Here is a 24,608-nt window from a genome sequence, read left to right as displayed (position 1 = left end):
GATTCGCCGCATTGCCCGTGCTGGCTGACCACCACCCGAGGGATGCCGTCGACGGCCGAACGTCACCACCCGGCATACGCCCGGGAAGCCGTCAGGTGACGAAGACGCGGTCGTCGATGAGGCGCTCGGTGACCTCCTGGCCCTCGGTGTGGAAGCGGCCGTGCTCGAAGTCCTTCGCGAACTCGAGCTCGACATGGGCCTTGCCGTGCCGGTTCTTCTCGAGGCTGACGACCGACCAGCCGCGGAACCGCTGGATGTTGCCGAGGTTGTAGACGAGGTGTTCTCGCGAGACGACGTCGACCTTGTCGTTGACGATCATGACGACGTCGGCCTCGAAGGCGAGAGCCGACGTGCCGCGCAGGTCGTGGGTGCGCATGCGGTGGCCTGATGCGAGCGCCTCCTTGTCGGCGGCCGAGATGGCCACGACAGGCACCCGCGCCGACAGGGCGAGGTCCTTGAGCCCCTCGGCCACCGCCGTGATCCGCTCGTCCTCCCCGCCGCGCTCGTCGGGGACCTTCTGGATGTAGTCGAGGAGCACGAAGGGGGCCTCACCGGTGTCGTCGGTGACGCGCTGGACCGCCTCGCGCACGTGGTCGAGGGTCGTCGTGGCGCCGGACGACTCGTGCAGCTGGAGGCGGTCGCCGTAGCCGACGAGCGCGGCGTGGGCGCGGGCCCCGCCGGTGAGCCCCGACAGCACGGTCTCCAGGGAGTTGCCCTGGTCGGCCGTCTCGAGGGCGTGGCGCACGTCGAGGACGCCGGCCACCTCGCCCGGGTCGCCCTCTGCGGCCTCCATCGAGATGAGGCGCTCGAGGAGGGTGTGGCTCTCGTGCTCGTAGGAGAAGACGAGCGCGCTGGCGCCGGCGGCGACGACGTTGCGCGCGAACTGGAGCCCGATCGTCGTCTTGCCGTGCCCGGCGGGTCCCCCGAGGAGGACGAGCTCGCCCGAGCGGAAGCCACCGGTCAGCGCCGTGTCGAGCGCCGCGAAGCCGGTCGACCACACCTTCGCCCCCGCGGGCGCGCCCCGACGCAGGACCTCGTCGGTCTCGCTCAGCAGGACGTCGAGCGGGCGCAGGGGTCGCGAGTCGCGATGGCCGGCGGGTGTCACCATGCGCAGATTGCACCACAGCGCCCCGCCGCGCGGGCAGGAACGGCCGATGTCAGAGGGCGATCCCGACGTACTTCGTCTCGAGGTACTCGTCGATGCCCTCGAAGCCGCCCTCACGGCCGACCCCGGAGGCCTTGACGCCACCGAACGGCGCCGCAGGGTTGGACACGATCCCCTGGTTGACGCCGACCATGCCGTACTCGAGCGCCTCGCTCATCGCGATCGCGCGCGAGAGGTCACGGGTGAACAGGTACGCGACGAGGCCGTACTCGGTGTCGTTGGCGAGGCGGATCGCCTCGGCGTCCGTGCGGAACGTCGTCACTGGTGCCACCGGGCCGAAGATCTCCTCGCGGGCCATGTCGGCGTCGGTCGGCACGTCGGCGAGGACGGTCGGCTCGTAGAACCAGCCGTCGCCGTCCGGGGCGGCGCCGCCGACGAGGACCTTGGCCCCCTTGGAGACGGCGTCCTCGACGAGTGCCGACACCTTGTCGCGGGCCTTCTCGTCGACGAGGGGGCCGACGTCGACGCCCTCCTTCGTGCCCTTGCCGAGCGTGAGTGCGCCCATGCGTCGGGCGAGCTCGGCGCTGAACTCGTCGGCGAGCGACTCGTGGACGTAGAAACGGTTGGCCGCGGTGCACGCCTCGCCCATGTTGCGCATCTTCGCGAGCATCGCCCCGTCGACGGCCCGGTCGACGTCGGCGTCCTCGAAGACGAGGAAGGGCGCGTTGCCCCCGAGCTCCATGGAGACGCGCAGGACCCCCTGCGACGCCTGCTCCATGAGGGCGCGCCCGACCGCGGTCGAGCCGGTGAAGGTGAGCTTGCGCAGCCGGGGGTCGCGGATGAGCGGCTCCATCACGGCGCCGGTGTTCGCGTGGCTCGTCATGACGACGTTGAGGACGCCGTCGGGCAGCCCGCACTCGCGCAGCAGCTCGGCGAGCGCGAGCATCGTCAGCGGCGTCTGGCTCGCGGGCTTGACGACCATGGTGCAGCCGGCCGCGATGGCCGGGCCGATCTTGCGGGTCCCCATCGCCAGCGGGAAGTTCCACGGCGTGATCATGAGCGTCGGCCCGACCGGCTGCTTCATCGTCATGAGCCGGGTCGCGCCGTTCGGCGCCGTCGACCAGCGCCCCGAGATGCGGACGGCCTCCTCCGAGAACCACCGGAAGAACTCGGCGCCGTAGGCGACCTCGCCGCGGCTCTCGGCGAGCGTCTTGCCCATCTCGAGGGTCATGAGCATCGCGAACTCGTCGGCTCGGGCGGTGATCTTCTCGTATGCCGCCCGGAGGAGCTCGCCCCGGTCGCGCGGTGGCGTTCTGGCCCAGTCGGCCTGCGCCGCCACCGCGGCATCGAGCGCCGCTCGCCCGTCGGCGACGGTGGCCGCCGCGACATGGGTCAGGACCCGTCCGGTCGCCGGGTCGTCGACCGCGATGGTCTGGCCCTCGCCGCCGTCGCGCCACTCCCCGCCGATGAGCAGGCCCTTGGGCACCGAGTCGATCACTGACGTCTGCGTCACAGCTGTCATGCCTGAAACCCTAGTCCTCGTTGTCGATTCGGGATCGTGTGCTCGGTCGGGGCCGACGTGCTCAGCGCTCCTCCATTCCCCAGGGCGAGCCGTAGCCCTCGGGCTTGGGTGCAGCCAGCAGCTCGAGGAAGGGGACGGCGTCGAAGGCCTCCGGGCCCAGCACCCCGGCCCCCTGCCACGTGCCGCGCGCGAGCAGCTCGAGCGCCACGACGGGGTTGACGGCGGTCTGCCAGACGACGCACTGCGCGCCGTAGCTCTCCATCGCCCAGGCGTTGTCGACGACGTGGTAGAGGTACGTGCGGCGCGGCCGGCCGTCCGTGCCGGTGCCGGTCACGAAGAGGCCGGCGCACGTCTTGCCGGTCATCCGTGGGCCGATGGTCGCGGGGTCGGGCAGGGCGGCAGCCACGACGTCGCGTGGCGAGACCTGCACACCCTTGACGCTGATCGGCTCGGTGCGGTCGAGGCCCAGCGTGTGCAGCACCTTGAGGATCGTGATGAACTCGTCGCCGAGGCCGTACTTGAAGGTGACCCGCCTGGCGTCGACCCATCGAGGCATGAGGAGCACCTCCTCGTGCTCGACGTTGACGCACTCGACCGGCCCGATGCCCTCCGGGAAGTCGAAGACCTCCGGCTCGCTGAACGGCTCCGTGGTGAACCACCCGCGGTCCTTCTCCCAGATGACCGGTGGGTTGAGGCACTCCTCGATCGTCGTCCACATCGAGAAGCTCGGCGCGAACATCTCGTTGCCGTCGTCGTCGTGGACGACGAGGTTGGCCCCGTCGCGCGTGGCCAGCTCGTCGATCTGCTCGAACAGGTGGTCGGCGGCAAACCTGGCGAAGACGTCGGAGAGCCCTGGCTCGACACCCATGCCGACGAGCGCGAGGCGGCCCGCCGCCTCCCACTCCCCGGCCGCGGCGAACTGTTCGTCGCCGAGCTTGACGCCCGTCTCCTCGTGCGGTCGCTCCGGGTGGCGCTGCGACAGGCTCATCGCCATGTCGAGGTAGTCGGCCCCGGCGGCCTTGGCCCCGTGGAAGATCGGCATGTTGAACTTCGGGTCGACGGCGTTGAACACGTGCGTGGCGCCGTGCTCGCGCGCCAGCGCGGCGACGGCGTCCGCCGATGACGCGTCGACCTGCGCGGTGACGAAACGGCCCTCGCCCGGATGCCGCTCGCAGACGGCAGCGACCGTGCGCTGGGCCCGCGTGAGGTCGTAGTCGGAGACGACCCACCGCTCGAAGAAGTCTCGCTGGGCCGCGATGCGCGCGGCTGCGTCACCGACTCCGCCGGAGCCGATCATGAGGACGCGCATGGGAAGTCAGGCCACCTGTCTGTTGCGCCGGCTCGAAAACACCTGGCCGATGATCACGACGACGAGGGCCACGAGGAACATCACCGTGCCGATGGCGTAGACCTGCACGGGCACGCCACGCGCGGAGGCGCCCCAGACGTACATCGGGAAGGTGATCGAGCTGGGGCTCGCATTGAAGTTCGTGATGATGTAGTCGTCGAAGCTGAGCGAGAAGGCGAGCAGCGCGCCGGCGGCGATACCGGGCGCCGCGAGCGGCAGGGTGACCCGCAGGAACGTCTGGAACGGGTTCGCGCCGAGGTCCGCCGCCGCCTCCTCGAGCCGAGGGTCGAGCGTCGCGACGCGCGCCTTGACGGCGACCACGACGAACGAGACGCAGAACATGATGTGGGCGATGAGGATGGCCCCGCTGCCCGACGGCACCCCGAGCATGAGGAACAGCGTCAGCAGGCTCGAGCCCATGACCACCTCCGGCGTGGCCATCGGCATGAAGATGAGCAGGTTCGTCGCCGACCGGCCCCGGAAGCGGTAACGGCCGAGGGCGAAGGCGATCATCGTCCCGAGAACTGTGGCGACGAGCGATGCCGTGACGCCGATACGCAGGCTGAGCCCGAGGGACTCGCAGATGCCTTGCGCCCCACATGGACTGGTCCACGCCTCCGTGGAGAACTCGTTGAAGGTGTAGTTGTACTTTCCCTTGGGATTGTTGAACGAGAAGGCTGCGACGATGACGTTCGGCACGAGCATGTAGAGCAGGACCGCCAAGGCCGCGAAGGACACGAGGTGACGTCGGATCCAGGTCATGTCAGAGCAGCTCCTCGGTACCGGCCCTGCGCACATACATGGCCACCATCGTGACGATGACGATGAGCAGGATGAAGGACAGCGCGGCGGCCAGCGGATAGTCCAGCACCCGGAGGAACTGGCTGTCGATGACCGAGCCGATCATCGTGGTCTGGGTGTTGCCGAGCAGGCGTGCGTTGATGAAGTCGCCGGCGGCGGGGATGAACGTCAGCAGCGTGCCGGCCACCACCCCGGGCAGCGAGAGCGGCCAGGTGACGCGCCGGAACGTCTCGCGCGGCGAGGCGTAGAGGTCACCAGCCGCCTCGAGCAGGCGTGGGTCCAGCCGCTCGAGCGACGCGTAGAGCGGCAGGATCATGAACGGCAGGAAGTTGTACGTCAGGCCCATGATGACGGCGAACTTCGACGACAACAGCGAGTCGTTGGCCGTCAGTCCGACCCACTGGAGCAGGTCGGTGACGCCGAGCTTGCGCGCCCACTGCGTCACGAACCAGTCGTCCGAAAGGATGGTGCGCCACGCGAGCGTGCGGATGAGGAAGCTCGTGAAGAACGGGGCGATGACGAGGACGAGCACGATGTTCTTCCACCGGCCCGCCTTCTGCGCGATGAAGTAGGCGAGCGGGTACCCGAGCAGCAGCGTGAGGAGGGTTGCCACCCCGGCGTAGAGCAGCGAGCGCAGCATCTGCGGCCAGTACCGGCCCAGCGCCTCGGCGTAGATCGCGACGTTCCCGGTGAAGGCGTAGCCGTCGTCGACGTTGCCCTCCTGCAGCGACTGCGAGCCCAGCGTGAGCATCGGCAGCACGAAGAAGACGACGAGCCACAGCAGTCCCGGCAGCAGCAGCGCGTAGGGAACCCAGGTGCGCCGGCGGTGGCTGGGCGCGACGGCCGACCCGGTGGACAGGACGGCGGTCTCAGCCATGGTCCACCAGCTCGGCCCCCGCGTCGGCGGCCTGGGACGCGTCGAGAGCGAAGCCGTGCTCGGCCGCCCACGACACCGTGACGTTCTCGCCGAGCCCTGCCCGCGCTGAGCCGTCGTTCTGCTGCACGACGGTTAGCTCCTGGCCCCACGGCATCTCGACGATGTACTGCGTCGCCACGCCCGTGAACGACACGTCTCGAACCACGCCGCGCAGGTGGTTCGGGCCGCCCGACTCACCGAGCCGCAGCTTCTCCGGGCGGACGCCGAGCCAGACCTCGGAGGCGCCCCGGGGCAGGTGCTCGCGCACCACCTCGAGGTCGGTGTCGTGCGACCGGACCGTCACGACCCCGTCGGCGCTGCCGGGGCCGACCGTGGCCTTCAGCAGGTTCGACTGCCCGAGGAAGTTGGCCACGAACGTCGACCGCGGCTGCTCGTAGAGCGTGGCGGGGTCGCCCAGCTGCTCGATGGAGCCAGCGTTCATGACCGCGATGGAGTCGGCCATCGTCATGGCCTCCTCCTGGTCGTGGGTGACGTGGATGAAGGTGAGGCCGACCTCCTGCTGGATGCGCTTGAGCTCGATCTGCATCTGGCGGCGCAGCTTGAGGTCGAGGGCGCCGAGGGGCTCGTCGAGCAGCAGCACGTCGGGACGGTTGACGAGGGCCCGCGCCAAGGCCACGCGCTGCTGCATACCGCCGGAGAGCTGCGTGGGCTTCTTCGTGGCGACCTGCCCGAGCTGCACGAGCTCGAGGACCTCCTGCGCCTTGGCGCGGAAGGCCTTGTCGCCGCGACGCCTCAGCCCGAACGCGACGTTTTCGAACACCGTCATGTGCGGGAACAGCGCATACGACTGGAAGACGGTGTTGACGTTTCGCTGGTACGCCTTGGTCGCCGTGATGTCGCTGTCGCCGATGAGGATCCGGCCCCCGGTCGGCTCCTCGAGGCCGGCGATCATCCGCAGGGTCGTCGTCTTGCCGCACCCGGAGGGCCCGAGGAGGGCGAAGAACGAGCCCTGCGGGATCGTCAGGTCCAGCGGGTGCACCGCGGTGAACGACTCGAACGACTTCGTCAGGGCGACGAGGCGGAGGTCGCCCTTGCCTGCCTCGCCCATCACGCGGTCGTCAGCGCGGAGAAGAGCTTGCTGTACTTCGTCTCCTCGGCAGCGTTGAGGGGGCGGAACACGTGGGCCTTGGCGAGCACCTCTTCGGTGGGGAACACGAGCGTGTTGTTGCCGAGCTCGGGGTCGTCAGCGACGAGCGCCTCCTTGGTGCCGGCGACAGGCGGGATGTAGTTGACCCAGGCAGCGACGTCCTTGAAGACTTCCGGGTCGTAGTAGTAGTCGATGAGCTTCTCGGCGTTCTTCTTGTGCTTGGCGAGCGCCGGAATGACGAGGTTGTCGGTCCAGATCGTGTAGCCGGCCGAGGGCAGGGTGAGGCCGAGCTCGGGTGTGTCGAGGCGCAGCGACGCGACGTCTCCCGACCAGGCCACGCAGGCGGCGATGTCGCCCTTGCTCAGGCCGTCGGTGTACTCGTTGCCCGTGAAGCCCTTGAGCTGGCCCGAGTCCTTGGCCTGCTGGATCATGTCTATGGCAGCCTCGAAGTCGGCGTCGGTGAAGTTCGCGGGGTCCTTGCCCTGGTCGAGCAGGACGAGGCCGACCGTGTCGCGCATCTCGGTGAGCAGGGTGACCTTGCCCTTGAGCGCCGGGTCGGTCAGGAGCTGGGTCATGCTCTCGACCTTCTTGCCGCCGGTGGCCTTGGTGTTGTAGCCGATACAGGCGAAACCGGCCTGCCAGGGCAGGGAATGCTGCCGATCCGGGTCGAACTCGGCGTTCTGGAACGTCGGCTCGAGGTTGCGGGCGTTGGGGATGTTCGCGAGGTCGAGCTTCTGGATGTAGCCCTGCCTGATGAGGCGAGCCACCATCCAGTCCGTGCTGACCCAGAGGTCACGGCCGGTGTCCTGGCCACCTTCGAGGAGCGGCCGCACCTTGGCGTAGAACTCGTCGTTGTCGAGGTAGTCCTCGGTGTAGTTGACCTTGATGCCCGTCTTCTTGGTGAAGGCCTCGAGCGTGGGTCGCGACTTCTCGTCGTCGGACACGTCGATGTACTCGGTCCAGTTGGACCAGTTCACGACCTTCTCCGTGTCGGACATGTCCTGGGCGGCGGCGGCCGTCTTGGCCGGCGCGGTCGAGGTGCCGCCGCCGGTGCCGGCGGGGGTCGGGTTCTTGCCGGCCGAGCCGCACGCGGCGAGGAAGGCGGCCGCACTGACGCCGGCGGCGCCCATCATCGCCGAGCGGCGCGACACGAGGCCGCGCAGCAGGGCCGCCCGCAGGTACGGGTTGTCGGTGTCGAAGCTCTTGTCGTTCATGGTCATTGACTCCAGGGGTTCGAGTGGGCCGGCTGTGGAGGGATCGACGCTGACCCGGTGGTGCTTGATCGGTGAAGCCTGACCGGCACCGGCGTCGCTGTCGGTGCCGTGGGGCGTGGCGTCAGGACTCGATGTTGGCCATCACGTGCTTGACGCGGGTGTAGTCCTCCAGTCCGTACATGGACAGGTCCTTGCCGTATCCGCTGTGCTTGAAACCCCCGTGCGGCATCTCGGCGACGACCGGGATGTGGGTGTTGATCCACACGCAGCCGAAGTCGAGCTTCTTGCTCATGCGCATGGCCTTGCCGAAGTCGCGCGTCCACACGCTCGAGGCGAGGCCGTACTGGACACCGTTGGCCCAGGCCAGGGCCTCCGCCTCGTCGGTGAACTGCTGCACCGTGATGACCGGGCCGAAGATCTCGGTCTGGATCTGCTCGTCGTCCTGGCGCAGGCCGGCGAGCACGGTCGGCTCGAAGAAGTACCCCTCGCCGAGACCATCGGCGCGGCGGCCCCCGGCCACGATGCGGGCATGGTCGGGCAGCCGGTCGATCATGCCGGACACGTGCGAGACCTGGTTCGGGTTGTTGACCGGTCCGAAGAGGGCGTCCGGGTCGTCGGGCAGGCCGACCTTCGCCGAGCCCTTCGCGTACTCCGCGAGCGCGGCGACGAAGTCGTCGTGGACGCGCGGCCCGGCGAGGACGCGGGTCGCGGCGGTGCAGTCCTGCCCCGCGTTGAAGTAACCGCCGATGGCGATGCCTTCGACGGCGGCCTCGATGTCGGCGTCGTCGAACACGACGACCGGGGCCTTGCCACCCAGCTCGAGGTGGACGCGCTTGAGGTCGCGCGAGGCGCTCTCCGCGACCTGCATGCCCGCGCGCACCGACCCGGTGATCGCGACGAGCGCCGGTGTCGGGTGCTCGACGAGCATGCGACCCGTCTCGCGGTCACCGGTGATGACGTTGAAGGTGCCCTCCGGAAGGAACTCGGCGGCGAGCTCGGCGAGAAGGAGGGTCGTCTCCGGCGTCGTGTCGGACGGCTTGAGGACGACCGTGTTGCCCGCGGCGAGGGCGGGGGCGATCTTCCACATCGCCATCATCATCGGGTAGTTCCACGGGGTGACCTGGCCGACGACGCCGATCGGCTCGCGCCTGATGAAGGACGTGTGGCCCTTCATGTACTCCCCCGCCGACTTGCCCTCGAGGACGCGGGCGGCACCGGCGAAGAAGCGCAGCTGGTCGAGCATCGGAGGGATCTCCTCGCTCTGCGTCAGCGCGTGCGGCTTGCCGGTGTTCTCACCCTCGAGGCGCACGAAGTCGTCGGCCCGGGCCTCGATCGCGTCGGCGAACTTCAGCAGGGCGGCCTGCCGCTCACCAGGCGTCGTGTCGCCCCACGTCTCGAACGCCGTGGCCGCCGCGGCATACGCCCGGTCGACGTCCGACTGACCGCTGACGGGGGCCCTCGCCACGACCTGCGCGGTCGACGGGTCGACGATGTCGGTCGTCGCGTCGCCGTCGGGATCGACGTACTGGCCACCGATGAAGTTGCGGAGCTGGCGCGGCTGCGAAGTCATGCGGGAATGCTAGACACATACCTTCGCAATCGTGAAGACTTGGCGCGATAAATCTTCGGAATCAGTTGCGCGGGGACTTGCCAACATCGCGTTCCACAGGTCACTATCGGCGCATGACGACCATCCGAGGCGTGGCCAACAGCGGGGCCGGCGGCGCCGGCGGCGCCAAGAAACCCTCGGTCAACCTCGACGACGTGAGCAAGACCATCATCGAGCTGCTCCAGCACGACGGGCGCAAGTCGTACGCGTCCATCGCGCAGCAGGTGGGCCTGTCCGAGGCCGCGGTGCGCCAGCGCGTGCAGCGCCTGCTCGACGCCGACGTCATGCAGATCGTCGCCGTGACGGACCCGCTGCAGGTGGGGTTCCAGCGCCAGGCGATGGTCGGCCTGCGGGTGTCCGGCGACATGACGCCGGTCGCCGACGCGCTGAGCGAGATGGACGAGGTCTCCTACGTCGTCACGACCGCGGGCAGCTTCGACGTGCTGGCCGAGGTGGTCTGCGAGAACGACACCCACCTGCTCGAACTGCTCACGACCCGCATCCGCCCGCTCCCGGGCGTCACGGCCACCGAGACGTTCGTCTACCTGAAACTCAACAAGCAGCTCTACAACTGGGGTACACGATGAGCATCAACCCGAACGAAGTCTGGGAACCCTCCTCGGACCAGCGCACACCCACCGGCGCCCTCCACTCGGATGCCGCCCGCGACCACCTGTGGATGCACTTCACGCGCCACTCGGTGTTCGAGGAGAAGGACTCCGGGGGACTCGGCCACTCGGTGCCCATCATCACCAGGGGCCAGGGCTGGAAGATCTGGGACGACCGCGGCAACGAGTACATCGACGGTCTCGCCGGCCTCTTCGTCGTCCAGGCAGGTCACGGCCGCGAGGAGCTCGCCGAGGCGGCAGCCAAGCAGGCCAAGGAGCTCGCCTTCTTCCCGCTCTGGAGCTACGCCCACCCCAAGGCCATCGAGCTGGCCGAGCGCCTGGCCGGCCACGCCCCGGGAGACCTCAACCGGGTCTTCTTCACCACCGGTGGAGGCGAGGCCGTCGAGACGGCGTGGAAGCTCGCCAAGCAGTACTACAAGCTGACCGGCAAGCCGACCAAGCACAAGGTCATCTCCCGCGCCGTCGCGTACCACGGCACGCCGCAGGGGGCACTGTCGATCACCGGCATCCCCGCGGCCAAGGAGATGTTCGAGCCGCTCGTCCCCGGGGCGCACAAGGTCCCGAACACCAACCTGTACCGCGCGCCCGAGCACCTGCGCGACGACGAGAAGGCCTTCGGCCGCTGGGCCGCCGACCGCATCGCGGAGGCCATCGAGTTCGAGGGCGCTGACACCGTCGCGGCCGTCTTCCTCGAGCCGGTGCAGAACTCCGGCGGCTGCTTCCCGCCGCCGGCCGGCTACTTCGAGCGGGTCCGCGAGATCTGCGACGAGTACGACGTGCTGCTCGTGTCCGACGAGGTCATCTGCTCGTTCGGTCGCATCGGCTCGATGTTCGCGTGCGACGACTTCGGCTACGTGCCCGACATCATCACGTGCGCCAAGGGCATGACGAGCGGCTACTCCCCCATCGGCGCGATGATCGCGAGCGACCGGCTGTTCGAGCCCTTCAGGCACGGCACGACGTACTTCCCGCACGGGTACACGTTCGGTGGCCACCCGGTGTCCGCCGCGGTCGCGATGGCCAACCTCGACATCTTCGAGCGCGAGGGCCTCAACGACCGCGTCAAGCAGAACGCGCCCGTCTTCAAGGCCACGCTCGACAAGCTGCTCGACCTGCCGCTCGTCGGCGACGTACGCGGCGCCGGGTACTTCTACGGCATCGAGCTCGTCAAGGACAAGGCCACCCGCGAGACGTTCAACGACGCCGAGTCCGAGCGGCTGCTGCGCGGCTTCCTCTCGAAGGCGCTCTTCGACGCCGGGCTCTACTGCCGCGCCGACGACCGCGGCGACCCCGTCATCCAGCTCGCTCCTCCGCTGATCGTGGGTCCCAGCGAGTTCGACGAGATCGAGTCGATCCTGCGCTCGGTGCTGACGGAGGCCGAGAACCACCTCTGACCCGGCGTCGGGCCACCGACACGGCGCGAAGCCACCCGGGCGCGGGTGGCTTCGCGCTGTGTCGGTGGCCTCGCTGGAACGCTCGCGCGGGTCGTTCGTTGGGTAGGTATCCGACGAGTGCGACGCCGACGCAAGGAGACGACATGGGATTCCTCGACAAGCTGCTCGGGCGCGAGCCACAGCAGCGCCCCAGCCAGGCACCGACCGGCCAGCCCTATGCGGTGCCGCCGCCCCGGGGAGGCGCCTCGACCGAGGACGAGCGGGCCATCGCGCGCTACAAGTACCTCCTGCGCACCGCGGACCCGGAGGACATCGAGAAGGTGCACACGGAGGCGTTCGCCAAGCTGACGCCGGAGCAGCGCCAGATGGTGCTGCAGCGCCTCAACGAGGACCTTCCCGAGGGTGAGCGCCCACGCAGCGACCAACCGGCCGACCTCGCCCGTAGCGCGACGCGGGCCGAGATGAGCCGGCCCGGCTACCTCCAGGGCGCGTTCGGCGGCGGGCGTCCCGGCGGCATGGGCATGGGCGGGATGATCGCGGGCTCGATGCTCGGAACCATCGCCGGCGTCGTCGTCGGGTCGGCGCTCGCCGACATGATGCTCGGCGGCTACGAGTCCTCCCCCGAGGCGCAGGAGGCCGGCGACGCGGGCGCCGGTGACGCCGGTGGGGACGCGGGTGGGGACGCCGGTGGGGACGCCGGTGGGGACGCCGGTGGGGATGCTGGCGGCGACGCCGGTGGCTTCGGCGGTGGTGACTTCGGCGGCGACTTCGGTGGCGACTTCGGGGGCGGCGACTTCGGCGGCTTCTGACCCCGCACGACCGGACCTGACGCGGCGTTCGGTTCCGACGGCTTCCCCTCCTGCGGTGGCTTCGGAACGGGGCGCCGCGTCGGCGTACGCGGCGCCCGTTTCGCGGCTGTCGGTTTCGTCCAAGACGAGGGGCCGCGCGCTTGCGAGGGTGGACCCACTCCCATGACGACGAAAGGCACCTCAATGGCCATCGCTGACCTCAAGATGCTCTCCCTCGACAGCTCCGACGCTCGGCGCGACGCCGGCTTCTGGTCGACCGTGCTCGGCTGGGAGGTCGCCCACGTGCAGGACGAGTACGCCATGCTCTCCGGTCCCGGAGGCGTCGCGCTCGGCCTCGGCACGGTCGACGACCACGAGCCGCCCGCCTGGCCCAACGAGCGCGGCACGAAGCAGTTCCACCTCGATCTCGCGGTCGACGACCTCGACGCGGCGACCGACGAGTGTGTCGCGGCCGGTGCGACCCTGCCCGACGAGCAGCCGGGCGAGACGTGGCGCGTGCTGCTCGACCCGAGCGGTCACCCGTTCTGTCTGACCCGGGCAGCCAACTGGGGCTGACGCGCCCGCTGCTCAGACGCCCGCGAGCCAGTGGAAGAGAGCGGCGATCGCGAGGATGACCGGCACCGAGGCGAAGGTGCTGACGAAGATGACGTCGCGCGCGAGGTTGACCTCGCGGCGGTAGTGGACGGCATACGTGAAGATGTTCTGCGCCGTCGGCAGCGCAGCCGTGACGACCACCGCGAACAGCGCCTCGCCGCGCAGCCCGAGCGCGAGGCCGATGCCGAGGGCGACGGCCGGCATCAGCAGGATCTTGAGCGCCACGACGAACCACACGTGGCCGGCGGACCTGCCGGCCGCGGGCCGCGGGCCACGCCGCAGCGAGATGCCGAACGCGACGAGCATGGACGGGACGGCCATCGCGCCGAGCAGGTCGACGGGCGCCGCGACGACCCGCGGCAGGTCGATGTCGAAGACGGCGATGAGCAGACCCCCGATGGCGCCGAGGGTGATCGGGTTGCTGAACATCCGCTGCAGGCTCCGACCGAGGCCCGGCGGCTCGCCGCGGGCATCCCTGTCGAAGAGCGCCATCGAGAGCGGCGTGATGATGAGCAGCTGCATGAGCAGCGTCGGCGCCACCCAGGCGACGTCGCCGAGGACGTACAGCGCGATGGGGATGCCGAGGTTGCCCGCGTTGACGTATGCCGCTGAGAGGCTCCCGATGAGGCGTGACCCGAGCAGCCCTCCCCTCCAGCGCAGCCGCGCCACGAGCAGGTAGACGCCGACGATCACGGCGAAACTGAGGAGGGAGGTGACGAGGTTCGCCGATAGCACCGCCTCGAGCGAGGTGCGCTGCATGACGGTGAGCAGCAGGGCCGGGGACGCGACGTAGAAGGCCAGACGCGAGAGGTTGACCTGCGCCGAGTCGTCGAGGATGCGGCGGTCGGCGAGGAGCCACCCGACCGCGACGATGACCGCGATCGTCGCGAACCCCTCGAGCACCCCGACCATGTCGCCGATCCTGTCAGCGTGTCGACGGGGAGCGTCGCCGGGGTCCGCTCCTCGATCACGGCCGAGGTCGGCGAGGCAGGATGGGGCGCATGGAGATCGAGACGTTGCACGAGTTCGACGACCACCTGGCGTCGGACGCCCCGCTGGGCGGGCTGCGGCTACAGGGCCTCGACCTCACGGGCTACGGCGAGCGCCTCGCGGCCCGGGGCGATCTCACGGGCCTGGTCGTCCTCGGCGGCACGGTGCCGGTCCCGGTGGCCGAGGTGCTGCTGCGCGGCGGAGCCATCCTCTTTCCCGGCGTCGCCGACGCCCCGGTCGACCCGTGGCGCGGCCTCTACCTCCCCTCCGACCTCTACGCCGGGATCGAGGACGGCTACGCCACGACGCCCGACGCTCGCACCTACGCCTGGTTCCTCGACGCGCGGCTGCGCACCGACGCGTACTGCACACTCGTGCGTGCCATCCACGACGACTCGGTGACCGACGAGCTCGACGAGTTCGTCGAGGGACGTTCGGTGGTTGGTGTCATGGGCGGCCATGGGCTGCAACGGGACTCGGGGTCGTATGCCGCCGCGGCCCGCCTCGGACATGCCCTAGCCGAGGAGGGTCACCTCGTCGCCACCGGTGGCGGGCCCGGCGCCATGGAGGCGGCGAACCTCGGCGCCCTGTGCCGGACCGCGGACGCGGTCGACGACGCTGTGGCGCGCCTGGCGGCGGTGCGCAGCTTTCGTCCGGACGTCACGGCGTGGGCGGCGACCGCCATTGCCGCGCGTCGCGCCATCGTGGGTGACGAGCCGCAGGCGCCCACGGAGACGCTCGGCCCGTCGGCTCGCTCGCTCGGCATCCCGACGTGGTTCTACGGCCACGAGCCGTCCAACGTCTTCTGCGACGCCATCGCGAAGTACTTCTCCAACGCGATCCGGGAGGAAGGGCTGCTCGCCCGGTCCGATGCCGGCATCGTCGTCCTCCCCGGTGCGGCAGGCACGGTCCAGGAGATCTTCCAGGCCGTGACGCCGCTCTACTACGCGCCGGAGGGTGCGCGCCTGCCACCCCTCGTCCTCGTCGGGCGCGACCACTGGTCCGAGCGCGTCCCGGTCTGGCCCGCACTCACGACGATCGCCGCGGATCGTCCGATGGCCGGGGCCATCCATCTCGTCGAGACGATCGACGAGGTCCTCCCCCTCCTGCCTCCGCCCCGGCGCGGCTGACCCCGACTCCCACGCAACACACCGAGCAGCCCGCGACACACCGGGACCGGACGCCGGTGTGTTGCGGCCTTCCCGGTGTGTTGGGGGGTCAGGGGCTGCGGAGCACCGGGGCGAGGGCGTCGAGGACCGAGGCGTCCTCGATCGTGGCCGGCACCGCAGGCGTTCTGCCGTCGGCCATCTCGCGCATCGTCTTGCGCAGGATCTTGCCCGACCGCGTCTTGGGCAGCCCGGCAACGATGTCGACCCGCTGGAGCGCCGCGACCGCACCGACCTCCGACCGGACCCGCGCCACGAGCTCGCGGGCGATCCGCTCGCCGTCCGAGTCGGCGTCGACGCCCGACTTGAGCACGACGAGAGCGCGGGGCACCTGGCCCTTCAGGTCGTCGTGGACGCCGATGACGGCGCACTCGGCGACGGCCTCGTGGCCCGCGAGCGCAGCCTCGAGGGAGCCGGTCGAGAGCCGATGCCCCGCGACGTTAAGGACGTCGTCGGTGCGGCCCATGACGAAGAGGTAGCCGTCCTCGTCGAGGTAGCCCCCGTCGCCGGTGAGGTAGTGACCGGGGTGGGCTGCGAGATAGGAGCTCACGTAGCGGTCGTCGTCGCCGTACAGGGTCGGGAGCGTACCCGGAGGCATCGGCAGCTTGATGCAGATGGCCCCCTCGATGCCGGGCTCGACCGGCTGCCCAGCGGGGTCGAGCACCCGGACGTCGTAGCCGGGGACCGGGACTGTCGGCGAACCCGGCTTGATGGGCAGCAGCCCGATCCCCTTGGGGTTGCACGCGATCGGCCATCCGGTCTCGGTCTGCCACCAGTTGTCGATGACGGGCTTGCCCAGGGCCGCGGTGGCCCACTCGTAGGTGTCCGGGTCGAGCCGCTCGCCCGCGAGGAAGAGCGTCCGGAAGCGCGACAGGTCGTGGTCGGCGACCTTCGAGGCGGTCGAGTCGTCCTTCTTGATCGCCCGAAAGGCCGTCGGCGCGGTGAACAGACAGACGGCGCCGTACTCGGCGATCACCCGCCAGAATGCGCCGGCGTCAGGGGTGCCCACGGGCTTGCCCTCGTAGAGCACGGTCGTCGCACCCGTCAGCAGCGGCCCGTAGACGATGTACGAGTGCCCGACGACCCAGCCGACGTCGCTCGCCGTGAACATCGTCTCGCCGGGTGCCACGTCGTAGAGGTTGGCCATCGACCAGCGCAACGCGACGGCATACCCACCGCTGTCGCGGTAGATGCCCTTGGGCTTACCCGTCGTGCCCGACGTGTAGAGGATGTACAGCGGGTCGGTGGATGCGACGGTGACGCACTCGCTGCCCTCGAGCGCGGCGTCGCTCGTCTCGAGCTCGCTCCAGTCGAGGTCGCGCTCACCGAGATCGGCGCGGAGCTGGTCGCGCTGGAGGATGACGCAGCGCTCGGGCCGGTGCGAGGCGCGGGAGATCGCCTCGTCGAGGAACGGCTTGTACGGCACGACGCGGCTCGGCTCCACTCCGCACGACGCCGAGAGCACGACCTTCGGTGCTGCGTCGTCGATGCGCGCGGCGAGCTCCTGCGGCGCGAAGCCCCCGAAGACGACAGAGTGGACCGCACCGATGCGGGCGCAGGCGAGCATCGCGATGACGGCCTCGGGCACCATCGGCATGTAGATGACGACGCGGTCGCCCTTGGCGACACCCAGCCCGCGCAGGCCACCCGCGACCGCGCGCACCCGCTCGAGCAGCACGGCATACGTCAGGGTCGCCTTGCTGCCGGTCACCGGTGAGTCGTAGTGGATCGCGGCCTGGTCGCCGCGGCCGGCGGCGACGTGCCGGTCGAGGGCGTTGAAGCACACGTTGAGCTCGGCGTCCGGGTACCAGCGGTAGAACGGCGGCCTCGAGTCGTCGAGGATCCTCGTCGGGGGTGTCACCCAGTCGATGGCCGCCGCGGCCTCGCGCCAGAAGCCCTCCGGGTCCCGCAGGCTCGCGTCGTAGGTCGTTCGGTATGCCGTCGCAGCGCCGTCGCTCATGCGTTCACTCTGCCGTCGCGCCCTCCCTGGCACCAGAGTCCGTGCGCCGAGGTGACGCATCTGGCAGGCGAGCGGTCCGGATCGAGACGCACATCGCAGTGGCCGCGAGGCACAGGGCGCCGGCGACGTACCAGGCGAGGTCGTACGTGCCGAGCTGGTCGCGCACGAGGCCGGCTCCCACCGCAGCCACGGCGGCACCGAGCTGGTGCGAGGCGAACACCCACCCGAACACGATCGGCGCGCGCTCGCCGAACGCGCTACGGCACAGGGCGATCGTCGGCGGCACGGTCGCGACCCAGTCGAGCCCGTAGAAGAGGATGAAGGCGAGCATGTTGACGTGCATGTGGTCGCTGAAGAGCGACGGCAGCAGGAACAGGGAGCCGCCGCGCAGCGTGTAGTAGGCCGCGAGGAGGATGCGGGCGTCGACACGGTCGGTGAGCCACCCGGAGAAGACCGTGCCGACGATGTCGAAGACACCCACGAGCGCGAGCAGGCCGGCGGCGGTGGTCGTCGGCATCCCGTGGTCGTGGGCCGCGGGGATGAAGTGGGTGCCGACGAGCCCGTTGGTCGACATCCCACAGACGGCGAAGCTTCCGACGAGGAGCCAGAAGACCCTGGTGCGGGCCGCGTCGCGCAGGGTCGTCACGGCCAGGTGGACCGGGTTCCCGGCCGGCTGGGGAGGCCGCCCTACCGGGGTGCCGTCGGCGGCTCCGTACGCCGTGAGACCGAGCACGCTCGGGTGGTCATGCAGCTTCCACAGCACGAGCGGCACGACGGTGAGGGCCATGGCTGCCGTCGCGACCGCCGCCGAGCGCCACCCCTGGTGCTCGGCGAGCCAGGCGAGGCCGGGCAGGAAGATCAGCTGCCCTGTCGCGCCTGCCGCGGTCAGCACTCCCGTGACGAGTCCGCGACGGGCGACGAACCAGCGTCCGGCGACGGTGGCGACGAGTCCCATCGACATGGCCCCGGTGCCGAGCCCGACGACGATTCCCCAGCAGAGGACGAGCTGCCACGACGACGTCATCCAGATCGGCAGGAGGGAGCCCACGCTGACGAGGAGCAGTGCGACGGCGATGACGCGCTGGATGCCGAGGCGTTCCATCAGGGCAGCCGAGAACGGGGCGGCCAGGCCGAAGAGCACGAGGTTGACCGAGACGGCGCCCCCGATGACGCCCATGGGCCAGCCGAACTCCTCGTGGAGCGGCGTCATGAGCACACCCGGCGTCGAGCGGAAGCCGGCCGCGCCGATGATCGTCAGGAACGTGACGACGGCCACCCACCAGGCCGGGTGCAGGCGGCGGGTCGTCGAGGGCGCGTCGGCGGAGCGGTCGGTGAGGGTCACGAGGCAACTGTGCGGCATACGGGCTGCCCACGACGAGTGGCCGGGCGGACATCATGTGCAAGAATCTGGCCATGCCTCTGGTAGCCGGCCGACCCCACGTCGTCGTCGTGCTCGCGCTCGACAGCGTCATCGCCTTCGAGCTCGGGCTGCCCCACCGCTTCCTGCGGGCGGGCGCCCTCGACCCCGGCTGGCCCGGCCCGCCGACGGGGGCCGAGCCACCCTACGACGTGCGGTTGGTGACCCTCGACGACGGCCCCGTGACGACGTCCGCCGGGTATGCCGCCCTGCCGACCCACCCGAACACCGTCCTCGCCGAGGCCGACACGATCGTCGTCCCCGGCATCAACGGGCCCATCGTCGAGACCGGCGTGCTGCCCGAGGAGCTGCGCCGCCTCGCCGCCACGGCCCGCCCCGACGCGCGCTGGCTCTCGATCTGCACCGGCGCGTTCGTCCTCGCCGGGCTCGGCCTGCTCGACGGCCGCGAGGCGACGACGCACTGGTGTCACGTCGAGGCCTTCGAACGCCACTTTCCCCAGGTGCACCTCAACCCCGACGTGCTCTACGTCGACCACGGCGACGTGCTCACGTCGGCCGGGAACGCCGCCGGCATCGACCTGCTCCTGCACGTCCTGCGCTCCGACCTCGGCACCGAGGCCGCGAACCGCGTCGCGCGCGGGGCCGTCGTCGCACCGTGGCGGGCCGGCGGACAGGCCCAGTTCATCGACCGACCGGTGCCGCACGAGTCCGAGGCCGGCACCGGGCCGACGCGAGCCTGGGCGCTCGAGCGGCTCGACGAGCCGATCAGCCTCGCGGACCTCGCGCGGCACGCCGGGGTGAGCGTGCGCACCTTCACGCGGCGGTTCCGCGAGGAGACGGGTGAGACCGCCGGATCGTGGCTCGTGCGGGCCCGCGTCGAGCGGGCACGCCACCTGCTCGAGACGACCGACCTGCCCGTCGACCGGGTCGCGGCCGAGGCCGGCTTCGGCACCACGGCCTCGCTGCGCCAGCAGCTCTCGGGGGCCGTCGGCCTGTCACCGCTGGCCTACCGCCGCACCTACCGCGCCGAACCCGCCTGACCGCCCAACCGTCGAGAGGCCAGAACCTGTCGGTCGCCACGCGTCGAGAGGCCAACTCCGGTGACGTGCTTGGCCAGTCGACCGGTCGGAGGCGACGAAACTTGGCCTTTCGACGGGTCGGAGGCGACGAGCTTTGGCCTTTCGACGGTGGGGTCGTCAGGCGGTGGAGGCGGCAAGCTGGCCGCAGGCACCGTCGATGTCCTGGCCACGCGTGTCGCGGACCGTCGTCGGGATGCCGTGGGCCCGCAGCCGCTCGACGAAGTTCTGCTCCACGCCGGGGCGTGAGGCCGTCCACTTCGCGCCCGGGGTCGGGTTGAGCGGGATCGGGTTGACATGGACCCAGCCGCGGCCTCGGCGGTTGAGCTTGTCACCGAGCAGGTCTGCGCGCCACCCCTGGTCGTTGATGTCGCGGATCAGGGCGTACTCGATGGAGACCCGGCGGCCCGTCACCTCGTAGTAGCGGTAGGCGGCGTCGAGCGCCTCGTCGACCGACCACCGCGTGTTGATCGGCACGAGCTCGTTGCGCAGCTCGTCGTCGGGAGCGTGGAGCGACAGCGCGAGCGTGACCGGAATGCCCTCGGCGGTGAGCTTGTCGATGCCGGGCACGAGACCCACCGTCGACATGGTGATGCCGCGCGCCGACATGCCGAGCCCGTCGGGAGCGGGGTCGGTGAGGCGGCGGATGGCCCCGATCGATGCCTTGTAGTTGGCGAGCGCCTCGCCCATCCCCATGAAGACGACGTTGCTGACGCGCAGCGGCGCCTCGCGGTCCTCGTCTCCGCCGCCTGCGAGCTCGCCGCGACGCAGCGCCCGTGCGGCCCAGACGACCTGCTCGACGATCTCGCCCGCCGACATGTTGCGGGTGAGCCCGGCTTGTCCCGTCGCGCAGAACGGGCAGTTCATGCCGCACCCGGCCTGGCTCGAGATGCAGATCGTGACCCGGTTGGGGTAGCGCATGAGCACCGACTCCACGATGGCGCCGTCGTGCAGGCGCCACGCGTACTTCATCGTCTGGCCGTCGTCGGCGACGCGCTGCACGATGGGCGTGAGCAGGGTCGGGAGCAGGTCCGCGACGAGCTCGGACCGCACCGCCTTGGGTAGGTCGGTCATCTGCTCCGGCTGGTCCTCGAGCCGCTCGAAGTAGTGCGTCGACAGCTGCTTCGCGCGGAAGCCCTTGTGGCCCAGGGCCTCGACGGCCTCCTTGCGCTCCGCGGGCGTGAAGTCGGCGAGGTGCCTGGGCGGCTTGCCGCGGCGCGGGGCCTTGAAGGTCAGCTGCCCCGGCTCGGGACGGGTTGTCGTCGGCTCGGGCAGCGCGACGGGCACTGGGGAGGACGCGGGGGCAGGAGTCTCAGTCATGGCGCGTCCATTGTCTCAGGTGCAGTCAAAACGCCCGTGTGTGCCGTACGCCCCGACCGGGACCGCGTCGCGGGCGTCAGACCGGTCGCGCAGCGAGGAGCGTCAGCACGGCCCAGACGATGGGCGCGACGACGACGAGCGAGTCGAGCCGGTCCATGATGCCGCCGTGCCCGGGGAGGATGTTTGACATGTCCTTGATGCCGAGGTCGCGCTTGATGAGCGACTCCATGAGGTCACCGACCGTCGCGGCGACCGCCACCCCGATGCCGAGCGCGATGCCGATCCACCAGGCATGGCCGAGGAAGAAGTGCACGGTCAGCGACCCACCGACGATGCAGAGCAGCACCGACCCGGCGAAGCCCTCCCACGACTTCTTCGGACTGATGGTCGGCGCCATCGGGTGCTTGCCGAAGAGGACTCCCGCGGCATACCCGCCGACGTCGCTGCACACGGTCGTGATGATGAACACGAAGACCCGGGCGACACCGTCCTCGGGCGCGAGGAGCAGGATGGCGAAGCCGACGAGGAAGGTCGGGTAGGTCGAGATGAAGACTCCGCCGAGCACGTCACGGCCGGCACCGTCGAGGCGGCCGGTGCCGCGCCACAGGACGACGGCGAGGCAGGTGATGGCCCAGGCGAGGACGAGGCCCTGCGGGCCGTGCACGTAGGCGGCCCACATCATCGCCGCCGTGCCGACGAGCGGAGGCACGAGCGGCGCCTCGACGCCTGCCTGGCGCAGGGCGCCGCGCAGCTCCCAGAGACCGATGCCCACGGCGACGGTGACGACCGGGATGAACGACTCCTTGAGGAGCAGCAGGGGCGCGACGATGACGACACCGAGCCCGAGGCCCACGCCGATCGCGGCCGGGAGGTTGCGACCGGCCCGGCTCTGCTTCTGCTCGATGACCTGCTCGGCCGGCAGGCCGGCGAGGTCGTCGAGCGACGGGTCGTAGGGCACGGGGTCGAGAGGACCGTGCGCACCCTCGCCGGGGTGACCGCCGGGAGAGGGATGCCCGGCGTCCGACGGCGGGTCAGTCGTCATCATCGGGTCGAGCATCGAGGTCAGACCTCGAGCAGCTCGGCCTCCTTGGCCTTGACGAGTGCGTCGACGAGGTCGGTGTGCTTCTTCGTCAGGCCGTCGAGCTCCTTCTCGGCACGCGTGCCGTCGTCCTCGCCGACGTCGCCGTCCTTGACGAGCTTGTCGATGTCGGTCTTGGCCTTGCGGCGGATGTTGCGCACGGAGACGCGGGCGTCCTCGGCCTTGCCGTGGGCCAGCTTGATGTACTCGCGGCGGCGCTGCTCGGTCAGCTCCGGCATGACGCAGCGGATCTGGTGGCCGTCGCTGCTCGGGTTGACGCCGAGGTCGGAGTCGCGGATCGCCTTCTCGATCTCGTGCATCGCCGACTTGTCGAACGGGATGACGAGGATCGTGCGGGGCTCGGGGTTCTGGAAGGAAGCCAGCTGCTGCAGCGGCGTGGGGGCGCCGTAGTACTGGACGGTCAGCTTGTTGAACAGACCGGGGTTGGCGCGGCCGGTGCGGATGCCCGCGAAGTCCTCCTTGAGGACCTCGACGGCCTTGTCCATCTTCTCCTCGGCCTCGAACATCGTCTCTTCGATCATGGCTCTCTGACTTCCTCGTCCCTCGGTCATCGGGTCGTGCTGAGTCGTGCTGGGTCGTGCTGTGTGGTGCCGGTGCGGTGCTCGTGGCTGGTGCGCCGTCAGGCGTTGGTGACCAGCGTGCCGATCTTCTCACCGAGGAGCGCGCGCGTGATGTTTCCGGCGCCCTCCATGCCGAAGACGACCATGGGCAGCTTGTTCTCCATGCAGAGGCTGAACGCCGCGGCGTCGACGACCCTGAGACCCTCGACGATCGCGTCGTTGAACGTGATGGTCTCGAGCTTCTTGGCGTCGGGGTTGGTGCGCGGGTCGGAGTCGTAGACGCCGTCGACGCCGTTCTTGGCGATGAGCACCGCGTCGCACTTGATCTCGAGTGCGCGCTGGGCGCTGACGGTGTCGGTGGAGAAGAACGGCATACCGGCGCCGGCGCCGAAGATGACGACGCGGCCCTTCTCGAGGTGACGGATCGCGCGGCGCGGGATGTAGGGCTCGGCGACCTGCTGCATCGCGATCGCGGACTGCACGCGGGTCTCGACGCCCTCCTTCTCGAGGAAGTCCTGCAGGGCGAGGCAGTTCATGACGGTGCCGAGCATGCCCATGTAGTCGGCGCGGGTGCGGTCCATCCCGCGCTGCTGGAGCTCGGCGCCGCGGAAGAAGTTGCCACCGCCGATGACCACGGCGACCTCGACGCCGCCGTGCACGGCGTCGGCGATCTGCTTGGCGATGCCGGCGACGACGGCGGGGTCGAGTCCGATGCGACCTCCGCCGAAGACCTCGCCGGAGAGCTTGAGCAGAACCCGGTGGAACGGGGTGGTCTGGGCGTCGGTCATGGCGCGGGGCCTCCTCGTGGGCAGCGTTCCAGCGGTCGGTCGATCTTTCCACATGCGACCGGCATCGGCCGCATCGAGGTCGTCAGGCAGCGAGCAGGGCCGGCAGGGCCGCAGCCAACCGCGCGTAGTCGTCCTCGTCGTTGTACGGCGCCGCAGCGAGCCGGAGGTAGCCACGGCCGCCGAACGAGACGGGCGGCACGACGAACCCCGCCGCGTGCAGGCGCTGCCACAGGGCTTCGGCGCTCTCCGGCGTCTCGCCGACGCCGTCCGGCAGCGCCACGAGCCGCAGGCACGGAGCAGCGGGTATGCCGCCAAGCGGGTCGGGCGTGTCGAGCGCCCTCCGCACGTGGTCGGCTCCGTCGAGGAGCAGCTTGGCGTTGCACTCGACCTGGTCCCAGCCGCCGAGGTCTCGCCAGGCGGCGAGGCCGTCCGGCACGGCGACCCACGCCGAGTGGTCGACGGTCCCCTGCAGGTCGAAACGTTCGGGGAACGGGAGGCCGTGGCTCCATGAGGTGACGAGCGGGCGCAACCGCCCCCGGTGCTCCGGAGCCACCCACAGGGTCGCGGCCGCGCGCGGCGTGTAGGCCCACTTGTGCAGGTTGCCGGCCCAGAAGGCGACCCCGAGCGCCTCGACGTCGAGGCCGGGAAGCGCGCCGGGCACGTGGGCGGCGTCGACGAGGACGGGGACGGGTGCGACGGCCGCTGCGACGTCGGCGACGGGCAGCTCGAGCGCCGTCGGCGACGTGATGTGGTCGATGAGGACGAGCCGGGTGCTCTCGGTCGTCGCGGCCCTGAAGGCGGCGACCACCTCGTCCGGGTGCGCGTTCACGGGGAAGGTCGCCGTGCGCAGCGTCGCACCACGCGCCTCGACGGAGAACCCCGCCGTCGCGTACCCGTGGTTGCTGACGACGACGTCGTCGCCGGGCCCGATCTCCAGGCCCTGCAGGACGACCCCGACGGCCTCGGTGACGTTGCGCACGAGGGCCGTCGAGTCGGGAGGCACTCCGATGAAGGTGGCCGCCCTCGCCCGGGCGTCGGCCAGCACCACGGGCAGGTCGTCGCGGAAGGCACGCATCGGTGCCCCCTCGATGCGGGCGCGAGCCCGGTCCTGCGCCTCGCGCACCGCTCGGGGCACGGCGCCGAACGCGCCGTGGTTGAGGTGGGTCAGGGCCGGGTCGAGCTCGAACAGCTCGGCGATGTCGCGACGCACCCGGCCATCCTG

The 24,608-nt window shown here is 70.4% G+C and carries 22 protein-coding genes; 6 read left to right on the top strand and 16 right to left on the bottom strand.

Annotated features, from left to right (window positions below; translation table 11 throughout):
- Positions 1 to 91: 91 nt before the first annotated feature.
- From ACFQU3_RS16495 to ACFQU3_RS16460, 8 genes are all read right to left on the bottom strand, one after another.
- Entirely contained in the window at positions 92 to 1,108 is a 1,017-nt protein-coding gene (locus tag ACFQU3_RS16495) for a DnaB-like helicase C-terminal domain-containing protein (protein WP_385911679.1), read from the bottom strand.
- A gap of 49 nt (positions 1,109 to 1,157) precedes the next feature.
- Positions 1,158 to 2,627, bottom strand: a complete 1,470-nt coding sequence (locus ACFQU3_RS16490) for an NAD-dependent succinate-semialdehyde dehydrogenase (protein ID WP_385911677.1) — start codon at positions 2,625 to 2,627, stop codon at positions 1,158 to 1,160.
- A gap of 61 nt (positions 2,628 to 2,688) precedes the next feature.
- Positions 2,689 to 3,936: a saccharopine dehydrogenase family protein gene (locus tag ACFQU3_RS16485; RefSeq protein ID WP_385911675.1), complete on the bottom strand. Its 1,248-nt coding sequence runs from the start codon at positions 3,934 to 3,936 to the stop codon at positions 2,689 to 2,691.
- A 6-nt stretch (positions 3,937 to 3,942) separates the two neighbouring features.
- On the bottom strand, positions 3,943 to 4,737 hold the full coding sequence (locus ACFQU3_RS16480; RefSeq protein ID WP_385911673.1) for an ABC transporter permease: 795 nt from the start codon (positions 4,735 to 4,737) through the stop codon (positions 3,943 to 3,945).
- Position 4,738: 1 nt separating this feature from the next.
- Positions 4,739 to 5,653, bottom strand: a complete 915-nt coding sequence (locus ACFQU3_RS16475) for an ABC transporter permease (RefSeq protein ID WP_385911671.1) — start codon at positions 5,651 to 5,653, stop codon at positions 4,739 to 4,741.
- On the bottom strand, positions 5,646 to 6,761 hold the full coding sequence (locus ACFQU3_RS16470; RefSeq protein ID WP_385911669.1) for an ABC transporter ATP-binding protein: 1,116 nt from the start codon (positions 6,759 to 6,761) through the stop codon (positions 5,646 to 5,648). The genes ACFQU3_RS16475 and ACFQU3_RS16470 overlap by 8 nt, the downstream gene beginning before the upstream one ends.
- Positions 6,761 to 8,014, bottom strand: a complete 1,254-nt coding sequence (locus tag ACFQU3_RS16465; protein WP_385911667.1) for a PotD/PotF family extracellular solute-binding protein — start codon at positions 8,012 to 8,014, stop codon at positions 6,761 to 6,763. The genes ACFQU3_RS16470 and ACFQU3_RS16465 overlap by 1 nt, the downstream gene beginning before the upstream one ends.
- Positions 8,015 to 8,135: 121 nt before the next feature.
- Positions 8,136 to 9,584: a gamma-aminobutyraldehyde dehydrogenase gene (locus ACFQU3_RS16460; protein ID WP_385911665.1), complete on the bottom strand. Its 1,449-nt coding sequence runs from the start codon at positions 9,582 to 9,584 to the stop codon at positions 8,136 to 8,138.
- A gap of 113 nt (positions 9,585 to 9,697) precedes the next feature.
- Between ACFQU3_RS16460 and ACFQU3_RS16455 the strand changes: the two genes are divergently transcribed.
- The 4 genes from ACFQU3_RS16455 (at position 9,698) to ACFQU3_RS16440 (ending at position 13,010) form a co-directional block, all read left to right on the top strand.
- Positions 9,698 to 10,210: an Lrp/AsnC family transcriptional regulator gene (locus ACFQU3_RS16455; RefSeq protein ID WP_385911663.1), complete on the top strand. Its 513-nt coding sequence runs from the start codon at positions 9,698 to 9,700 to the stop codon at positions 10,208 to 10,210.
- Positions 10,207 to 11,646 (top strand): aspartate aminotransferase family protein, encoded by a 1,440-nt coding sequence (locus ACFQU3_RS16450; RefSeq protein WP_385911661.1) that lies wholly within the window; start codon positions 10,207 to 10,209, stop codon positions 11,644 to 11,646. Before ACFQU3_RS16455 ends, ACFQU3_RS16450 begins: the two co-directional genes overlap by 4 nt.
- 143 nt (positions 11,647 to 11,789) lie before the next feature.
- Positions 11,790 to 12,455 (top strand): hypothetical protein, encoded by a 666-nt coding sequence (locus ACFQU3_RS16445; RefSeq protein WP_385911659.1) that lies wholly within the window; start codon positions 11,790 to 11,792, stop codon positions 12,453 to 12,455.
- Positions 12,456 to 12,638: 183 nt separating this feature from the next.
- Complete coding sequence (locus tag ACFQU3_RS16440) at positions 12,639 to 13,010, top strand: VOC family protein (RefSeq protein WP_385911657.1); 372 nt, start codon at positions 12,639 to 12,641, stop codon at positions 13,008 to 13,010.
- A 12-nt stretch (positions 13,011 to 13,022) separates the two neighbouring features.
- On the opposite strand, the gene ACFQU3_RS16435 is transcribed toward ACFQU3_RS16440, so the two are convergent.
- Positions 13,023 to 13,961 (bottom strand): AEC family transporter, encoded by a 939-nt coding sequence (locus tag ACFQU3_RS16435; RefSeq protein WP_385911655.1) that lies wholly within the window; start codon positions 13,959 to 13,961, stop codon positions 13,023 to 13,025.
- A gap of 89 nt (positions 13,962 to 14,050) precedes the next feature.
- Here ACFQU3_RS16435 and ACFQU3_RS16430 point away from each other — a divergent pair, with 89 nt between their 5' ends.
- The gene (locus ACFQU3_RS16430) at positions 14,051 to 15,169 is read left to right on the top strand and encodes an LOG family protein (RefSeq protein WP_385911653.1); all 1,119 of its coding nucleotides are present in this window, start codon (positions 14,051 to 14,053) and stop codon (positions 15,167 to 15,169) included.
- Between the two features lie 88 nt (positions 15,170 to 15,257).
- Here ACFQU3_RS16430 and ACFQU3_RS16425 read toward each other — a convergent pair whose 3' ends face one another.
- The gene (locus ACFQU3_RS16425; RefSeq protein ID WP_385911651.1) at positions 15,258 to 17,165 is read right to left on the bottom strand and encodes a propionyl-CoA synthetase; all 1,908 of its coding nucleotides are present in this window, start codon (positions 17,163 to 17,165) and stop codon (positions 15,258 to 15,260) included.
- 4 nt (positions 17,166 to 17,169) lie between these two features.
- Entirely contained in the window at positions 17,170 to 18,507 is a 1,338-nt protein-coding gene (locus ACFQU3_RS16420) for an MFS transporter (protein WP_385911649.1), read from the bottom strand.
- Positions 18,508 to 18,578: 71 nt separating this feature from the next.
- Between ACFQU3_RS16420 and ACFQU3_RS16415 the strand changes: the two genes are divergently transcribed.
- A complete protein-coding gene (locus ACFQU3_RS16415; RefSeq protein WP_385911647.1) occupies positions 18,579 to 19,583 on the top strand; it encodes a GlxA family transcriptional regulator in 1,005 nt (334 codons plus the stop codon).
- Positions 19,584 to 19,739: 156 nt separating this feature from the next.
- On the opposite strand, the gene rlmN is transcribed toward ACFQU3_RS16415, so the two are convergent.
- From rlmN to ACFQU3_RS16390, 5 genes are all read right to left on the bottom strand, one after another.
- A complete protein-coding gene (gene rlmN, locus ACFQU3_RS16410; RefSeq protein WP_385911645.1) occupies positions 19,740 to 20,939 on the bottom strand; it encodes a 23S rRNA (adenine(2503)-C(2))-methyltransferase RlmN in 1,200 nt (399 codons plus the stop codon).
- A gap of 76 nt (positions 20,940 to 21,015) precedes the next feature.
- Positions 21,016 to 21,984, bottom strand: a complete 969-nt coding sequence (locus tag ACFQU3_RS16405) for a phosphatidate cytidylyltransferase (protein WP_385911643.1) — start codon at positions 21,982 to 21,984, stop codon at positions 21,016 to 21,018.
- A gap of 17 nt (positions 21,985 to 22,001) precedes the next feature.
- A complete protein-coding gene (frr, locus tag ACFQU3_RS16400; RefSeq protein ID WP_385911642.1) occupies positions 22,002 to 22,559 on the bottom strand; it encodes a ribosome recycling factor in 558 nt (185 codons plus the stop codon).
- Positions 22,560 to 22,657: 98 nt separating this feature from the next.
- Positions 22,658 to 23,386: a UMP kinase gene (gene pyrH / locus ACFQU3_RS16395; RefSeq protein ID WP_385911640.1), complete on the bottom strand. Its 729-nt coding sequence runs from the start codon at positions 23,384 to 23,386 to the stop codon at positions 22,658 to 22,660.
- Positions 23,387 to 23,468: 82 nt separating this feature from the next.
- Positions 23,469 to 24,596 carry an aminotransferase class V-fold PLP-dependent enzyme gene (locus tag ACFQU3_RS16390; protein WP_385911638.1) on the bottom strand — a complete coding sequence of 376 codons (1,128 nt, stop codon included), beginning with the start codon at positions 24,594 to 24,596 and terminating at the stop codon, positions 23,469 to 23,471.
- Positions 24,597 to 24,608: the final 12 nt, after the last annotated feature.

It is taken from the genome of Terrabacter sp. GCM10028922 (assembly GCF_042666095.1).
GTDB lineage: Bacteria > Actinomycetota > Actinomycetes > Actinomycetales > Dermatophilaceae > Terrabacter.
This window is presented reverse-complemented; position numbering and strand designations above follow the sequence as displayed.

What these genes read in the sequence shown, in the direction of transcription:
- rlmN (WP_385911645.1), bottom strand. Translation starts at nt 20,939, where the DNA reads ATGACTGAGACTCCTGCCCCCGCGTCCTCCCCAGTGCCCGTCGCGCTG.
- ACFQU3_RS16455 (WP_385911663.1), top strand. Translation starts at nt 9,698, where the DNA reads ATGACGACCATCCGAGGCGTGGCCAACAGCGGGGCCGGCGGCGCCGGC.
- ACFQU3_RS16435 (WP_385911655.1), bottom strand. Translation starts at nt 13,961, where the DNA reads ATGGTCGGGGTGCTCGAGGGGTTCGCGACGATCGCGGTCATCGTCGCG.
- ACFQU3_RS16460 (WP_385911665.1), bottom strand. Translation starts at nt 9,584, where the DNA reads ATGACTTCGCAGCCGCGCCAGCTCCGCAACTTCATCGGTGGCCAGTAC.
- ACFQU3_RS16450 (WP_385911661.1), top strand. Translation starts at nt 10,207, where the DNA reads ATGAGCATCAACCCGAACGAAGTCTGGGAACCCTCCTCGGACCAGCGC.
- frr (WP_385911642.1), bottom strand. Translation starts at nt 22,559, where the DNA reads ATGATCGAAGAGACGATGTTCGAGGCCGAGGAGAAGATGGACAAGGCC.
- ACFQU3_RS16490 (WP_385911677.1), bottom strand. Translation starts at nt 2,627, where the DNA reads ATGACAGCTGTGACGCAGACGTCAGTGATCGACTCGGTGCCCAAGGGC.
- ACFQU3_RS16485 (WP_385911675.1), bottom strand. Translation starts at nt 3,936, where the DNA reads ATGCGCGTCCTCATGATCGGCTCCGGCGGAGTCGGTGACGCAGCCGCG.
- ACFQU3_RS16495 (WP_385911679.1), bottom strand. Translation starts at nt 1,108, where the DNA reads ATGGTGACACCCGCCGGCCATCGCGACTCGCGACCCCTGCGCCCGCTC.
- ACFQU3_RS16480 (WP_385911673.1), bottom strand. Translation starts at nt 4,737, where the DNA reads ATGACCTGGATCCGACGTCACCTCGTGTCCTTCGCGGCCTTGGCGGTC.
- ACFQU3_RS16415 (WP_385911647.1), top strand. Translation starts at nt 18,579, where the DNA reads ATGCCTCTGGTAGCCGGCCGACCCCACGTCGTCGTCGTGCTCGCGCTC.
- ACFQU3_RS16430 (WP_385911653.1), top strand. Translation starts at nt 14,051, where the DNA reads ATGGAGATCGAGACGTTGCACGAGTTCGACGACCACCTGGCGTCGGAC.
- ACFQU3_RS16470 (WP_385911669.1), bottom strand. Translation starts at nt 6,761, where the DNA reads ATGGGCGAGGCAGGCAAGGGCGACCTCCGCCTCGTCGCCCTGACGAAG.
- ACFQU3_RS16475 (WP_385911671.1), bottom strand. Translation starts at nt 5,653, where the DNA reads ATGGCTGAGACCGCCGTCCTGTCCACCGGGTCGGCCGTCGCGCCCAGC.
- ACFQU3_RS16445 (WP_385911659.1), top strand. Translation starts at nt 11,790, where the DNA reads ATGGGATTCCTCGACAAGCTGCTCGGGCGCGAGCCACAGCAGCGCCCC.
- ACFQU3_RS16440 (WP_385911657.1), top strand. Translation starts at nt 12,639, where the DNA reads ATGGCCATCGCTGACCTCAAGATGCTCTCCCTCGACAGCTCCGACGCT.
- pyrH (WP_385911640.1), bottom strand. Translation starts at nt 23,386, where the DNA reads ATGACCGACGCCCAGACCACCCCGTTCCACCGGGTTCTGCTCAAGCTC.
- ACFQU3_RS16465 (WP_385911667.1), bottom strand. Translation starts at nt 8,014, where the DNA reads ATGAACGACAAGAGCTTCGACACCGACAACCCGTACCTGCGGGCGGCC.
- ACFQU3_RS16425 (WP_385911651.1), bottom strand. Translation starts at nt 17,165, where the DNA reads ATGAGCGACGGCGCTGCGACGGCATACCGAACGACCTACGACGCGAGC.
- ACFQU3_RS16405 (WP_385911643.1), bottom strand. Translation starts at nt 21,984, where the DNA reads ATGATGACGACTGACCCGCCGTCGGACGCCGGGCATCCCTCTCCCGGC.